Origin of the sequence: Fretibacterium fastidiosum (assembly GCF_000210715.1) — a bacterium.
GTDB lineage: Bacteria > Synergistota > Synergistia > Synergistales > Aminobacteriaceae > Fretibacterium > Fretibacterium fastidiosum.
Map to the genome: position 1 here is coordinate 1590116 of NC_021038.1, position 14774 is coordinate 1604889.

Annotated in this window: 9 protein-coding genes; 7 read left to right on the forward strand and 2 right to left on the reverse strand. The window is 65.8% G+C overall.

What is annotated here, in order from left to right:
• Positions 1-77: 77 nt before the first annotated feature.
• Positions 78-1046, forward strand: a complete 969-nt coding sequence (locus SY1_RS07390; protein ID WP_015556643.1) for a Gfo/Idh/MocA family protein — start codon at positions 78-80, stop codon at positions 1044-1046.
• A 117-nt stretch (positions 1047-1163) separates the two neighbouring features.
• Here SY1_RS07390 and gyrB read toward each other — a convergent pair whose 3' ends face one another.
• The gene (gene gyrB / locus SY1_RS07395) at positions 1164-3098 is read right to left on the reverse strand and encodes a DNA topoisomerase (ATP-hydrolyzing) subunit B (RefSeq protein ID WP_015556644.1); all 1935 of its coding nucleotides are present in this window, start codon (positions 3096-3098) and stop codon (positions 1164-1166) included.
• Positions 3099-3353: 255 nt separating this feature from the next.
• On the opposite strand from gyrB, the gene dapF reads away from it, so the two are divergent.
• From dapF to SY1_RS07425, 6 genes are all read left to right on the forward strand, one after another.
• Positions 3354-4208, forward strand: coding sequence for a diaminopimelate epimerase (gene dapF, locus SY1_RS07400; protein WP_015556645.1), 855 nt, complete (start codon positions 3354-3356; stop codon positions 4206-4208).
• A 43-nt stretch (positions 4209-4251) separates the two neighbouring features.
• Positions 4252-5133, forward strand: coding sequence for a YitT family protein (locus SY1_RS07405; protein ID WP_208873288.1), 882 nt, complete (start codon positions 4252-4254; stop codon positions 5131-5133).
• 127 nt (positions 5134-5260) lie between these two features.
• The gene (gene secA, locus SY1_RS07410) at positions 5261-8104 is read left to right on the forward strand and encodes a preprotein translocase subunit SecA (RefSeq protein ID WP_208873290.1); all 2844 of its coding nucleotides are present in this window, start codon (positions 5261-5263) and stop codon (positions 8102-8104) included.
• 2 nt (positions 8105-8106) lie between these two features.
• Positions 8107-9978: a hypothetical protein gene (locus SY1_RS07415; RefSeq protein ID WP_015556648.1), complete on the forward strand. Its 1872-nt coding sequence runs from the start codon at positions 8107-8109 to the stop codon at positions 9976-9978.
• 22 nt (positions 9979-10000) lie between these two features.
• A complete protein-coding gene (gene argS / locus SY1_RS07420) occupies positions 10001-11719 on the forward strand; it encodes an arginine--tRNA ligase (RefSeq protein ID WP_015556649.1) in 1719 nt (572 codons plus the stop codon).
• A gap of 10 nt (positions 11720-11729) precedes the next feature.
• Positions 11730-12029 (forward strand): FtsB family cell division protein, encoded by a 300-nt coding sequence (locus tag SY1_RS07425; RefSeq protein WP_208873292.1) that lies wholly within the window; start codon positions 11730-11732, stop codon positions 12027-12029.
• 43 nt (positions 12030-12072) lie between these two features.
• On the opposite strand, the gene SY1_RS07430 is transcribed toward SY1_RS07425, so the two are convergent.
• Positions 12073-14688: a winged helix-turn-helix domain-containing protein gene (locus SY1_RS07430; protein WP_015556651.1), complete on the reverse strand. Its 2616-nt coding sequence runs from the start codon at positions 14686-14688 to the stop codon at positions 12073-12075.
• Positions 14689-14774: the final 86 nt, after the last annotated feature.

Consider the following 14774-nt stretch of genomic DNA (forward strand, 5'->3'; position numbering starts at 1 on the left):
CGGGAGACGACGCAGCTGCCGCGCATCGAGGGACGCCGACGGCGCAAAGACTTTGCATCTCGCTGGAAGGTGACGTTATGGAATCGATAAAGAGGTTTGGCGTCATTGGGGTGGGGCACCTGGGACAGCACCACGCGAGGGTCTACACGGAGCTTTTGGACGCGCGCCTGGTGGGGGTCGCCGACAACGATCCGGAGCGGGCGCGCTCAATAGGCGCTCACCTGGGCGTCCCCGCGTACGGGAGCCTGGAGGAGCTCATCGACCGTCAGGCGCCGGACGCCGTATCCATCGTGGTTCCGACGAGCCTGCACTATGAGATCGCCAAACGGGCGATGGAGGCGGGGCTTCACGTCCTGATCGAGAAGCCGGTCACGACCCGCCCCGAGGAGGCAGAGGACCTGCTGCGGCTGGCGGCGGAGAAGGACCTGGTGCTTCAGGTGGGGCACATCGAACGCTTCAACAGCGCGATTCGCTACATCTCCCAGACGGCCCACAAGCCCATCTACCTGGAGTCCAAACGCATCGGCCCCTTCTCGCCGCGAATCAACGACGTGGGGGTCGTGCTGGACCTGATGATCCACGACATCGACATCATCCTCTCCCTGGTCCCGTCCCCCATCGCCCGCATCGCGGCGGCGGGGGCCTGCGTCTCTACGGAGCACGAGGACATCGCGGACGCTCAGATCACCTTCGAGAATGGAGTGGTGGCTCACATCCTGGTCAGCCGCGTCTCGGAGAAGAAACTGCGTCAGCTGGAGATCATGGAGCGCCAGCGCCAGATCACGGTAAACTACGAGACGCAGACGGTGCAGATCAACCGCTGCGTCAGCAGCAGCGACGGACAGATGGAGATCCTCGAGAGCCCGATCTTCCCCAAGAACGAGCCGCTGAAGCTGGAGCTGGCCCACTTCGTCAGCTGTGTCCGGGACAGGCGGCAACCCCTGGTGGGAATCCGGGATGGCAAGCGCGCCCTTGAGGTCGCCATCGAGGTGCTGAGGCAGATCCACGACGGTCCGGCGGCGTCCGGAGAGCGGGCGACGGCCTGAGTGGCATCGACTCCTGCCGCGGATCCCGGCTGAAATTCTGGAGAAAAAGTGACGCGCCTCGGCGGAAGAATCCGCCGGAGCGCGTCACTTTTTCTCTTAAGGTGAAACCCTCGCGCGTCAACCGGCGTAGAGATCCACGTTCTTGGCCGAGTTAGCGTTGGTGGTGATGAACTCCCGGCGCGGTTCCACCCTCTCGCCCATCAGGATGTCGAAGTACTCGTCCGCCAGGAGGTCGTCGTCCAGCTCCACCTTCTTCAGGATGCGGTTGGCGGGGTCCATCGTCGTCATCCAAAGCTGCTCCGGATTCATCTCACCGAGTCCCTTGTAGCGCTGCACGCCCACCTTGTCGGGGTCCGGCGCGCCGTCCACATGCTGGCGCAGCTCCTTCTCCGTGTAGCAGTAGTGGACCTGCTTGCCCCTCTGCACGCGGTAGAGCGGCGGTTGGGCGAGGTAGATGTACCCCTCCGTCAGGAGCTCCGGCATGTGGCGATAGAAGAAGGTCAGGAGCAGCGTGCTGATGTGCGCGCCGTCCACGTCGGCGTCGGTCATGATGATGATCTTGTGGTAGCGGAGCCGAGTCGCGTTGAACTCCGTGCCAATGCCGCACCCCAGCGCCGTGATGATCGTCTGGATCTCGCGGTTCTGAAGCATCTTGTGTTCCTGCGCCTTTTCGACGTTCAATATCTTGCCCCGCAGCGGCAGGATCGCCTGAAAGGTGCGGTCGCGCGCCTGTTTGGCGCTGCCGCCGGCGCTGTCCCCCTCGACGATGTAGATCTCCGAGTTCTCCGGCGTCTTGGAGGAGCAGTCCGCCAGCTTGCCCGGAAGGTTCATCCCGGTCATGGCGCCCTTGCGCACCAGCTCCTTGGCCTTCTTGGCCGCCTCTCGCGCCCTGCGGGCCCGAAGCGCCTTGTCCACGATGGGGCGGACGATGTCGGGTCGCTCCTCGATGACGGAGAGGAGCCCCTCGTAGACGACGGAGTCCACCGCGCCGCGCACGTCGCTGTTGCCGAGCTTCGTCTTGGTCTGTCCCTCGAACTGAGGCTCCACGAGCTTGACGGAGAGGACGCAGGTCAGCCCCTCCTTCAGGTCGTCGCCCGTGAGGTTGTCTTCCTTGTCGTTCAAGAGCTTTCCGCTGCGCGCCGCCTCGTTGAGGGCTCGCGTCAGCGCCTGGCGCAGGCCCATGAGGTGCGTTCCGCCCTCCACCGTGTGGATCAGGTTCGCGTAGGTGAGGATGCGTTCCTGATACTCGTCGTTGTACTGAAGGGCCATGTCCACCTTGATGTCGTTCCTCTCGCCCGATATGACGACCGGGGGAGCGAAGAGCGTCGTCCTGTCTCGGTTCAGGTACTGAACGAAGGCGCTGACGCCCCCCTCGAAGTGATACTCCCGGCTCTCGCTGCTGCGCTCGTCGGTGACGAAGATGCGGACCCCGGCGTTCAGGAAGGCCAGTTCCATGAAGCGGCTCTTGAGGGTCTCCAGGGAGTGGTGGACGTCCTCGAAGATCTCCTTGTCGGGGAGGTAGTGAATCCTCGTGCCCTGCCAGTCGACCGGCACGCCCTCCGAGAGGTCCGTGACGGGCACGCCGCGCTCAAAGCGCTGGGTGCGCTCCATGCCGTTTCGCGCGATGGTGACCTCGAACCACTCCGAGAGGGCGTTGACAGCGGAAACGCCCACGCCGTGAAGGCCCCCGGACACCGAGTAGGCGCCCTGCTCAAACTTACCGCCGGCGTGCAGGCGCGTCAGCACGACCTCGCAGGTCGGCCGTCCGTTCGAGGGGTGCGGGTCCGTCGGGATCCCGCGGCCGTCGTCCTGGACGGTAACGCTCTCGTCCTTGTGGATGGTCACGTCGATTCGGGTGCAGAAGCCGGCCATCGCCTCGTCAATGGAGTTGTCGACCACCTCGTTGACCAGGTGATGAAGCCCCCTGGGCCCCGTATCGCCAATGTACATCCCCGGACGCTTGCGCACCGCCTCCAACCCCTCAAGGACCTTGATCTTGTTGGCGTTGTAGTCGTTGATGGCGCTCTGCATCCCCTGCGTTCTGTTGTCCATGTTCCCTCCTGAATCGCGACCGGCAGGCGGCTGGGCGTCCTCCTGGCGGAAGGGCCGTGTCGTGTAGTTTTACTCAGCACTTTCTTCCGCGGGCCTGCTATGATAAATTACTTGATAAGCGACGTTGGCAAAGAGGTCCAACTGATTTATTATACCGCATTTGAGGAGCTCCGAAAGGGGGAGTTTCCGCAAAAGACGACGCATCCTCAGGGCTTGCCAGGCGTCCTGCGGCCGTCGGCTCGGAGGGAGCTAATAATGATTGATTGCCTGAAGATGAACGGAAACGGGAACGACTTTCTCGTCGTGGACAACCTGTCGCTGGCGATGGACGCTTCGGCCCTCGCTCGTGCGGCGCGGGCCGTCTGCCGTCGCAGGGAGTCCGTGGGGGCAGATGGGCTCCTTGCGCTGGAACCCTCGGAGCGCGCAGCGTTTCGGATGCGCCTGTTCAATCGGGACGGCTCCGAGGGGGAGATGTGCGGCAACGGCGCCCGCTGCGCGGCGCGCTTCGCCTTCGACCGGGGGATTGTGGGACGGGAGATGACCTTTGAAACGCGGGGAGGCGACGTCCATGCGGTCGTCAGGGGAAACCGCGTCGCCCTGGACCTGGCTCCGGTCAGCACAGGGTCGGCGGTGCTGAAGGCCCACGCCTCCGTGGAAGGCTGTGACTTTACCTACGCCTTCCTTGTGGTGGGCGTGCCCCACGCGGTGATCTTTGAGCGGGAACGCCGACGCTCGATCGCCGAGTACGCTGTGCTGGGACGCGCGCTCCGCAGCCGGCAGGACCTCTTCCCGGTGGGGGCTAACGTGAACTTCGCCCTCCTCTCGTCGGAAGACTCCGGGACGCTCGACGTCGTCACCTACGAACGGGGCGTGGAGGACGTCACCCTCTCCTGCGGGACGGGTTCTGCGGCGAGCGCCATTGCGGGGCGCCTCCTGGGGGTCGTGGGGGACGAGGTCCGGGTGGTGAACCCCGGTGGCGTGAACGACGTGAGCCTCACGTGGATCGAAACGGACGTCGTACAGCCAAGGCTTGAGGGAGGGGCACTGATGATCGCGGAGGTCCGGCTCCTGCCGGAGGCCTTCGAGGCCGATTGCCGGCGCCCGGCTTAGCCCGGCACTTCATAAAAATACGCTGAGAATACGAGGGAAAAGAATGGAAATGGCGAAGGAAACTCTGAGCTCCCTGCGGAATCTGTGCGCCAGGGAATGGCGGGCCCTTGTGGTCCTGGTCTTGGCGAACGTCGTCTACGCTTTCGCGGTGGCGTACTGCACGCTGCCCTATCGCTTTCCGGACATCGGGGTGCCCGGCATCGCCGTGCTGACGAACTACCTTTTCGGTATCTCCCCCAACTGGATGATCGTCGGCGTCAACCTGATGCTGATCTATTGGGGACGCAGGGACCTGAGCCTGCACTTTCTGGCTCTGACGGTCTTTTCCGTCGTCGTGTTCTCCGGCTTCCTCGCGGTCTTCTCGCGCTTTCCGTTCTTGATCACGGAGGACAAGTTCATGGCGGCGGTGATCTCGGGCTTCCTGAAGGGCGTCAGCATGGGGGCCATGTTCAACGTGGGGGGCTCCAGCGGGGGCTTCGACATCGCGGCCGCGGTCCTGCGCCGCCGCTACGACCTCGAGGTGGGCCGGTTCTCCATCATCTACAACGTCGTCATCCTGGCGCTCTCCCTGGGCGTGGTGGGGCTTGAGCCGGTGGTCTACGGCGTGGTGAGCGTGTACATCTGCGGGGTGATGCTGGACAACATGACCCGGAACTTCGACAAGCGCAAGCAGGCGCTCATCATCACCAGCATCCCGGACGAGGTCAGCCGCTTCATCACGGCGACGGGCCGGGGCGTGACCCGCCTCGACGGTCGGGGCGTCTACACGGGCGAGCCCCGCCCGGTGCTCCTCTCCCTCCTGGGGCCGCGCCAGGTGGCGAACCTCAAGCGCTTCCTCAAGGAGAAGGACCCCCACGCTTTCGTCTCCATCTGCGACGCCTCAGAGGTGCTGGGGCAGGGCTTCAAGAACTGGCGCTCCCTGTAGCCGGGGCGCAGCGGCGTCCCGTGGGCTATAATGGCAGGAGGGAAAGCTGCCGGTGCGCGGGAGCCCCAGGGGGCCCCGCACTTCTGCATTTTTTTGACATTATCATCATTTTGAGGTGACTGCCTGAATGCTGTGGAAGAGTTTAAGGAAGATGCTGGGGCTGGACCCCAACGACCGCGCCCTCCGGAAGTACGGGACGCAGGTTGAGGACGTCAACGCTCTGTCGGACGCGATGGAGGCCAGGAGCGTCGAGGAGCTGCGGACCCGTGGAGCGGAGCTGCGCGGGCTGGCGCGGGAGGGCGCGGACCTGAACGAGCTCCTGCCGGAGGTCTTCGCGCTGGCCCGCGAGGTGTCCTGGAGGACGATTGGCCTGCGTCATTACGATGTCCAGCTGATCGGCGGCATGGCCCTGCACGACGGGCACATCGCCGAGATGAAGACCGGTGAGGGCAAGACCCTGGTGGCGACCCTGGCCGTCGTCCTCAACGCCCTGAAGGGGGAGGGCGTCCACCTCGTGACCGTGAACGACTATCTGGCCCGGCGCGACGCCGCCTGGATGGCCCCCATCTACAATTTCCTGGGGCTCTCCGTGGGGGTGATCTATCCCTACATGCCGGCCGAAGAGCGCTACGAGGCCTACAGGGCGGACATAACCTACGGCACGAACAGCGAGTTCGGCTTCGATTACCTGCGCGACAACATGGTGATGCGCGCGGACCAGATGGTGCAGCGCCCGCACGCCTACTGCATCGTGGACGAGGTGGACTCCATCCTCATCGACGAGGCTCGGACTCCCCTCATCATCTCAGGCCCCTCGGACGACAACGTCGATCTCTACGTGAAGGCGGACGGCGTGGCCCGCCAGCTCAAGGAAGGGGCCGACTACGAAAAGGACGAGAAGGAGCGCAGCATCGCCGTCACGGAGGCGGGTATCCAGCGCTGCGAGGACGCCCTGAAGCTGCCGGGGCTCTTCTCCGACGCGGCACATTCCGACCTGGCGCACCGTATCGTGCAGGCGCTGAAGGCACACCGCCTCTTTACCCGCGACGTGGATTACGTGGTGAAGGACGGGGAGATCGTGATCGTGGACGAGTTCACGGGGCGCCTCATGGTGGGGCGCCGCTACTCAGACGGGCTCCATCAGGCCATCGAGGCGAAGGAGCGCGTCAAGGTGGGGCGCGAAAGCCAGACGCTTGCCACGATCACCCTTCAGAACTACTTCCGCATGTACAGAAAGCTCGCGGGCATGACGGGAACGGCCGCTACGGAGGCCGAGGAGTTCAAGGAGATCTACGGCCTGCAGGTGGTGACGATCCCCACCCACCGTCCGATGATCCGAAAGGACAACCCCGACGTGATCTACGGCACGATGGTGGAGAAGTTCAACGCCGTCGCGGACGACGTGGAGGAGTGCCACAAGCGCGGACAGCCTGTCTTGGTGGGGACCACCTCCATCGAGAATTCGGAGCGGGTCAGCAAGCTGCTGAAGGCCCGCCACGTGCCCCACCAGGTGCTGAACGCGAAGCACCACGAGAAGGAGGCCCACATCGTGGCCCAGGCGGGACACGAAGGAGCCGTGACCGTCGCCACGAACATGGCGGGCCGCGGCACGGACATCATGCTGGGGGGGAACCCGGAGTTTCTGGCCCGGGAGAAGCTCCTGGCCACCCGCCCCGAGGTCGACTGGGGCGGGAGCGGGCTGGACGAGGAGAGCGTCTACGAGTACTTCGTGCGCTATTCCAACCTGGACACGGAGAACCTGGCGGCGAACTACCTGAAGGAGCAGCGCGTCAATGCGGCCGAGGGCGCGGAGATCGTCGGGCGGCTGCGCGGGATATTCGCCAGGATCAAGGAGGCCTACGACGCCTTCCTTGTGGACTTCTCCGCCGCCTGCCGCGAGGAGCACGAAAAGGTGGCGGCGCTGGGCGGCCTGGCGATCGTGGGGACGGAGCGGCACGAGTCCCGCCGCATCGACAACCAGCTGCGCGGACGGTCCGGCCGCCAGGGCGACCCGGGCAGCAGCCGCTTCTACCTCTCCCTTGAGGACAACCTGCTGCGCCTCTTCGGCTCCGAGCGCATTCAGGGCCTGATGGGGAAGCTGGGGATGACGGACGGAGAGGCCATCGAGTCGGGGATGCTCTCGAGGATCATCGAGTCGTCGCAGCACAAGGTCGAGGAGATGCACTTCGACATCCGAAAGCAGCTCCTGGCCTACGACAACGTGATGAACCAGCAGCGGGAAGCGGTCTACCACGAGCGGCACATGATCCTGACGGACGAGGACGTTGTCGCCTACGGTCGGGACGTGGTCCACGGTGTCGCCTCCTCGATCCTGGACCGCTACTTCCCGGAGGAGGGGGAGGCGGACCCGGCGAGGGCCGAGGCGCGCTTCCGCGCCCTCTTCGGGGCGGGGAGCGGAGACGAGGTGGCCCGGGTGGACAGCCGCGCCGGGCTGGAGCTGGTGCGCGAGGAGGTCCTGAAGGAGGTCGAGTCCCGCTACGACCGAAAGATGGCGACCCTGCCGCCGGAGGTAGCGGAGGGGCTGGTGAGGTACGTCCTGCTGAACACGCTGGACAACGCCTGGCGCGATCACCTGCTGGCCATGGACGAGCTGCGCCGGGGGATCGGGCTCCGGGCCATCGGCCAGAAGGACCCCCTGATCGAGTATCAGTTCGAGTCCTTCAACCTGTTCCAGGAGATGATGGAGCGGGTCAAGGAGGCCATCGCGGAACAGATCTTCCGCGTGCAGGTCGTCTCCGCCGAGGGGCCATCCAGGGAGCGACGCGTCTCCGAGAGCCGGGATTTTCAGCTTCCGGGCTTCGGCCCGGAGGGCAGGGGAGAGGACCCGCTGCCCCAGCCGGGGGGCGGGAAGCGTCAGCCCGTGCGCCGGGGGACGAAGATCGGGCGAAACGACCCGTGCCCCTGCGGGAGCGGGAAGAAGTACAAGCATTGCTGCGGGAAGGGGCTCTAGGGATGCGCTTCGATGAGGACGCGGCCGGAACGCGGTCCCACCCCTGCGGCGGGGTCGGGACGAGGCTGTGCCGGCTCCTGGTGGCGTGGCTTTTGCTGACGGCCGCCCTGGCTCTGCCCGCTGCCGCTCAGGGCGGGGAGGAGGTGCCGGAGTACAGCGTCGCGCGCATGCGCCAGCTCAACCCGGACTTCACCACCTACCCCGACGCCCAGGGGATCGTCTGGCTGCGCCGGGAGGTCTTCAGACGGGGCGACAAGGGAGGGATGGAGCGGACGCACCTGTGGGTCATCCTGGGCCGCAGGGACCTGGACGACCGCTGGCTGACCTGGCGAATCCCGGACCCCGCGGGAGGACGGGCGGAGGTCCTGCAGGCCTGCGTCTACTCCTTCGACACGGGAGAGAAGCTGCGGGACGTGGCGCCGGTCGCCGAGGGCGGGCTCCAGACCGTGAGCTTCCGGGACCTGCCGGAGCCCTTCGTCCTGGCGGTCGCCTGGCGGGATGTGACGCCCGATGCCCTGGCCTTTGAGGACCTCGTCTGGCTGCAGGAGGCCCTTCCCGTCTGGGAGTCCAACGTGGAGGTACACCTCCCCCCATCCCAGTCCATCGTCTTTCGAGCCTTTCCTCAGGAGCTGGAGCCGGAGGTCCGACGGGCCCCCCAGGGGTCCGTCTACAGCTGGCGCGTCATCAACACCGCGCCCTTCGAGCCGAAGGGGCTGATTCGCTCCCGGAGGTCGGGGCTGGCCTTCAGCATGAGGCGGGAGAGGGCGGGCCTGATCCGGTTGATGCGTTCGGCCGTCGGCACCGAGCTCCCCACCGCGCCGGACGCCGCGAGGGCGGGCTTTCACAGCTCTGCGGAGGAGGGCGTGAAGAGCCTCCTCAACTGGCTCTTCCTCCAGCCGGAGCTTCACCTGCCCGATGGGGCCCGGCGGGAGGTCCCCGGCGCGGCGCCCTGGACCCGGAACGAAAAACTGCTTTTGGCCAGGGCCTGGCTGGCTCAGGAAGGGGTGGACGCGCCCATGAGCTGGCGCCTTCCCATAGAGCCTGCGGAGGAGCCCCCTCTGTCCCCTGAGCTCCTGCAGGACGCCCTGCTGGAGGTCCCTGCGTTTCATGGAAAGCAGCGGACGCGGGACAGCGTCTTCTACGACATGAGCGCCCCCTTCGACGGAGGGCCTTCCGCGCTCCTTCAGGGGGAGCGGGTCTTTGGCCTCTCCGCCAACGGCACCCTGTCGAGTAAGGAGGTGCCCGCCTCCAGGGCGGCGGCGAACCGCCTGTTCGCCGCCATGGAGCTCAAGATGGACGAGCAGGGGAGGTTGACCGGCGTCGTGCGCCTGCTCCTTCGAGGGGCCTGGATTCCCTTCCTGCTGCGAGAGCGGTCCCCTGCGGAGGCCGAGGTGCGTGCTGCCCTGCTGGAGCTCTTCCCCGACCTGCGCCATTACGAGGACGTCCAGTGCCGACGGAGCAGGGAGGGGCTGGAGCTCTCCTTTGCCCTGAAGAAAAAGCCCGGCGTGGCCTCGATCGGAGGACCGGGCCTCTTGGCGATGCCGCCGGCCTTTCTGCCGAAGGCCTTCAGCGCTCTGAAGGGGCAGTCCACTCCCATCGAGCTGCGCTTTCCCTTCGTCCTGGAGCAGCGGTGGACGATCGGTCTGCCCCGCAGCGCGGAGCGCATCCTCGACGAGGGGGAGACGAAGCGGACGCCGGACAGGGTCAACTACAGCGACAGCTGCAAGGCATGGCGTCATCGGGTGGTGGGCTCGGCTCGGTGCGAGGTCGATACGCTCAGGGTGGCGGAGGGCGATCTGGCGCTGCTCCAGCGTTGCGTGGCCCTGTGGCAGGCCTTTGCGGAGAGGCATATTCCAGTGCAGTTGAAGCGCTGAACTTTGGGAGGAACGATGAGAAATGGACGAGAATTTTTCCAGGTTGAACGCAGTGGAGGCTGCGCTGGTGCGGGCCCTGCACTCCGCAGCCCTGAGGACGGCCGAGGCGTGCGGAAAGGAGCTGCCCGAGGCTCTGTCCTTTGAGCTCGAACGCCCCAGGCGCGCAGACCAGGGGGACCGGGCCAGCAACGTCGCCATGCAGCTGGCGCGGGCCTTCTCGATGCCTCCGCGCGACATTGCGGCCCGGATCGCCGGCTCCCTGCAGGAGGGGTGCCAGGACCTGCTCGACAGGGTGGAGGTCGCGGGGCCGGGGTTCATCAACCTCTTCCTCTCCCACAGGTGGTTCGCCGAAGCCGCGTCTCAGGTCCTGCAGCAGGGGGAGCGCTACGGGGCAGTGGACCTGGGGCAGGGGCGCAGGGTCCAGGTGGAGTTCGTCAGCGCCAACCCGACGGGGCCGCTGCACATCGGCCACGGCCGCGGCGCGGCCGTCGGCGACGCCGTGGCGCGAATCCTGAGCTTCACGGGCTGGAACGTGGAACGAGAGTATTACCTCAACGACGCCGGTCTGCAGATCGAGACGCTGGGGAGGTCCACGCAGGCCCGTTACTTCGAGGTCTGCGGCAGGTCGGAGCTCGCCCCGTTGCCGGAGGACGGCTACAAGGGCGACTACCTGCTGGACCTGGCGGAGCGGATCCGGAAGGAGGAGGGGGATCGCTTCCTCGCGACTCCCCTCGCGGAGAGCCTTCCCTGGTTCGAAAGGTATGCGGCGGACCACATCCTCGAGGGGATACGAGAGGACCTGGAGCGCTTTGGGGTCCTGTTCGACAGCTGGTTCTCCGAGGCGTCGCTCTACGAGCGGGACCTGGTGAGCCACGCCATGGAGGACCTGAAGAAGCGCGGGTACGCCTTCGAGTCGAATGGCGCCCTGTGGTTCAAGTCAACGGCCTTTGCGGACGACAAGGACCGGGTCCTGATCCGAAGCAACGGCGTCCCGACGTACTTCGCCTCCGACGTCGCCTACCACCACGACAAGTTCGTGCGCCGGGGGTTCGACCGGGTCATCGACGTGTGGGGCGCGGACCACCACGGCTACGTCCCGCGCATGAAGGCGGCCGTCGAGGCGATGGGCAGGGCCCCCGACGACTTCAAGGCCCTCCTGATCCAGCTGGTGGCCCTGAAGCGCGACGGAAAGATCGTGAGCATGTCGACGCGCGCCGGGGAGTTCGTCACGCTCAGGTCGGTCCTGGACGAGGTCGGGGTGGACGCGACGCGCTTCTTCTTCCTCATGCGGCGCAGCGACAGCCAGCTGGACTTCGACCTGGACCTGGCGAAGAAGCAGAGCAGCGACAACCCCGTCTACTACCTCCAGTACGCCCATGCCCGCATATCGAGCCTCCTTCGGGAGTGGGAGGGGCGCGGCGGCGACGTGGCGGCGCTGCGCCGGGATGGGACGCCCCTTCCCGACCTGTTGTTCGACAACAGGGAAGCGCGGGCTCTGGCTGAGACGCTGGCGACCTTCCCGGTGGAGATGGCCGGGGCCTCAGCGGACCTGGCGCCCCATGTGGTGACGGCCTACGCGCTGAACCTGGCGGGGGCTTTCCACTCCTTCTACAACACGAACCGCATCCTGGGGGAGAGCACGGAGGTTGAGCGCGGCCGCCTGCGCCTGGCGGAGGCGGTGCGAATCGTCCTCGCCACCTGTCTGGGCCTGCTTGGGGTCAGCGCTCCGGAGCGGATGTAGCGCCATGGCGATGCCCCCGCTGAGGCGGATCGCCCTGATCGCGTTCCTCGGCCTCCTGGCGCTGATCATGGTGACGCACTACGCCTTTGAGGTGAGCCGGATCGAACAGATCCGGAGCGCGATCGACGAGCGGGAGGATCTCCTTCAGCGGAAGAAGGAAAACGTCAGGAACTATGAGGAGAAGGTGTCCTTCTACAAGACGAGGGAGGGGATCGAGCACCTGGCCCGCGAGCAGTACAACCTTGTGGCTTCGGGCGAGCGCGTCATCCTGCTGGCAAGCCCCGGCGCCCGGTCCGGCGATCTGCCCTGAGGCGCCCGTCGCCTGACCCGGGGATGGCCCCGCCCTGTGGGGCTCAGGCAAGGCCGTCCTCTCGCTGCGGCCTGCTGCAGCCGGCGCGGGCGAGGGCCTCGGCGGCGCTTGAGGCGCCCAAGGCGCGGTAAAGCCTGAGGACGTGGTATTTTGCCGTGCTGTGGGCAATCCCCAGGTCCTTCGCGATCTCCCCGTAGCTGGCGTTCCTTTCGAGAAGCTCCAGAATCCGAACCTGCCTGCCGTTCAGGAGGGGAACCGTCTCCGCCTCCGCTTTTGACGGAGGCGGAGACGCCGTATCGGTCCCCGCCATGGCAGCCCGGACCCGGACCGCAAAGTCGATCCAGAGCGCCTTTCGCGTTTTGAAGGCCCGAAGCAGGGCGTCGAGGATCGGGGCGAGGGCGGGCGCGTCGTCGATGAAGAGCCTTGAGAAATTGCAGAGCGCCGCGATCTTGAGCGCCCGTTCTATGTAAAAGAGGCTTTTTTTGCGGTTTCCCAGGTTCCTGTGGGCGATCGAGAGCAGCAGAGAGGCTTCGATAACGTCCAGTTGGCGCCGAAAATCCATCCCCAGCTTCAGCAGCTTCTCGCCAAAGAGGACGGCCAGGGCATCCTCACGGACGGCAAGCAGCGCCCGGACCGTGACGAAGTGCTGGTGCATCCGGTACAGGGGCAGGCGGTCGGCGAGGGGGGGGGCGTAGGTATCCAGCCACTCCCGCGCCGCTGTCCCGTCTCCGCCGGCGATGCGGGAGGCATAGCGCCAGGTCCGAAGGCTGGGACGCAGGGGCAGGAGGCCTTCCCTCTCGATGCGCCGCTCCGTCTCCGCCTCGATCCTGGTGGCCTCGTCCCTCCGTCCCATCCCCCTCAGGATGGCCGACAGGATCAGGTCCGCGGAGAAACGCACCTCCGCCCTACAGGGCGTCGTCTCCATCATCTCCTGGGCCTTCAGGGCCCGGAAACAGGCCTCGGGGAGGCGGCCGCTCTCGTAGAGGATCCCCGCAAGATGGCACTCCAGTATGACCAGGTGCTCATTTCCCAAAAAGGAGGTAAAGGCCTTCCGCCTCCTTTCGGCCTGGGCGTAGAGGCTGCGGCCCCGAGCCAGGTCCGACTGGTCCATCAAGGACCGATGCAGCATGGGCATGGCCGCGGTGAAGGTCCCCACCCGGAGCCGTCCGCCGGCCAGGAGAGGCTCCAGGTCCTTTCGCCCCGCCAGGAACTCGTCCGTATAGCGGTCGAGAGGCCTCCGGAAGTCCAGGGCCCGAAGCACCCAGAAAAACTGAAGCGCGTCCTCGTCCACTTTCTTGCAGGAATCGTCCTTTGGGCTTCGGCCTTTCAGCTCTCGTTCAATCTTATCCATAAGCCGGAGGAACTGCCGGGCGTCCCCCTCCACGTAGTACACGAACGCGCATTGAGCCATTATGGGAAGGTTCCCCTCAAAGAGGTCCTTGCGCAGCTCCTCGCGTCCCCCGATCACGTATTCCTTGAAGAACGCGATGCGATCCTCGATCGAACTGGAGGCGGCGATTCGCCGAAAGGCCGCACAGCAGTCGGACAGTCCCCTGGAATCGGAGCAGCGGATGTAGTGCGCAGCAGCAGCGTAATAGTCCTCCTCCTCAAAGAGCGCGTCGGCCACCTTTTTTTCCAGAGCGTGAACTTCACCAGCGCGGGGACTTTCGGCAAGCTTCTCCCTCAGAAAGTCCCGAAAGAGGTCGTGCAGACGATAACGCCCGTCCCCCAGACGGGAGACGAAGGCCAGGTTCCGGGACAGGGATTCGAGGATTTCAGCACTGTCCTGCCGTCCCGTCAGGCGGCGGCACAACCGCCCGTCCAGCAGGGCGGGCAGGGAGGCCTGCATCAGGAAGTCCTGAACCCGATCGCCCCAGCCGCTCCAGACGTGGACGTCCAGGTAGCGGCGCAGCAGCTCTTCCCCATGCAGGACCTCGTCGGGGGACATTTTCCTTTTTTTCTCCGCTTCTTCCGGCGTTTCGCGCCCCATCAAAAGGGCCCTCACCGCTATGGGCCAGCCCGCAGTCCTCCTCAGGAGGTCGGGGGCCTGACTGGCGGAGAGGCCGTTTCGACTCAGGAGCCTTCGCAATTCCTCCTCGTCGAAGGCCAGGTCGCGGGCGTCCAGGACGGTCATGTCGCCCTTCAGGATGGCGTCCAGGAAGACATCCGGGGGCTCGTCCCGGCTCAGGAGGCAGACGGTGAAAGCGGAGGGGAGGCGTTTTCGGAACAGGGGGAGCGCCCTCAGCACCGCCCCGTCCCGCAGGTGGTGAAGGTCGTCCAGGACCAGGACGTACTTTTTTTCGTTGGGGAGGAGCAGGTCCAGGGCGTCGAAGAGGCACTCCAGGAAGGGGGGCCGCACCCGCTCCACGGTATGGGCCAGCCTTCGGTTCGCCCTCTGGGCGAAGGCAAGACCTCCAAGGAGCTTGCGGACGAAGCGGCCCTCGTTGTTGTCGTAGGGGTCCAGCGTGATCCAGGCGTGCTTGTTGCGCTGCGGGGCAAGCCACTGCGAGACGGCAAGGCTCTTTCCGAATCCGCCCGGAGCCCCCACGTAGATCCACTGTCCCCCTCGCTCCTTTGCGGCCTCTAAAATCGCGTTCACCCTCGCGCGGGACAGAACCCCCTTCCCCGCACGAGGCGGAAGAAAATGTTCCTCGGACATGGTCTGTTCTCCCTGTGATGTTCTTCGTGATGGACTAATACCAATTCGCGTTTCAAAGAAGGGCGAGAAGGGCCCCCCTGCAAGGG

What these genes read in the sequence shown, in the direction of transcription:
- SY1_RS07390 (WP_015556643.1), top strand. Translation starts at nt 78, where the DNA reads ATGGAATCGATAAAGAGGTTTGGCGTCATTGGGGTGGGGCACCTGGGA.
- gyrB (WP_015556644.1), bottom strand. Translation starts at nt 3,098, where the DNA reads ATGGACAACAGAACGCAGGGGATGCAGAGCGCCATCAACGACTACAAC.
- dapF (WP_015556645.1), top strand. Translation starts at nt 3,354, where the DNA reads ATGATTGATTGCCTGAAGATGAACGGAAACGGGAACGACTTTCTCGTC.
- SY1_RS07405 (WP_208873288.1), top strand. Translation starts at nt 4,252, where the DNA reads ATGGAAATGGCGAAGGAAACTCTGAGCTCCCTGCGGAATCTGTGCGCC.
- secA (WP_208873290.1), top strand. Translation starts at nt 5,261, where the DNA reads ATGCTGTGGAAGAGTTTAAGGAAGATGCTGGGGCTGGACCCCAACGAC.
- SY1_RS07415 (WP_015556648.1), top strand. Translation starts at nt 8,107, where the DNA reads ATGCGCTTCGATGAGGACGCGGCCGGAACGCGGTCCCACCCCTGCGGC.
- argS (WP_015556649.1), top strand. Translation starts at nt 10,001, where the DNA reads ATGGACGAGAATTTTTCCAGGTTGAACGCAGTGGAGGCTGCGCTGGTG.
- SY1_RS07425 (WP_208873292.1), top strand. Translation starts at nt 11,730, where the DNA reads ATGCCCCCGCTGAGGCGGATCGCCCTGATCGCGTTCCTCGGCCTCCTG.
- SY1_RS07430 (WP_015556651.1), bottom strand. Translation starts at nt 14,688, where the DNA reads ATGTCCGAGGAACATTTTCTTCCGCCTCGTGCGGGGAAGGGGGTTCTG.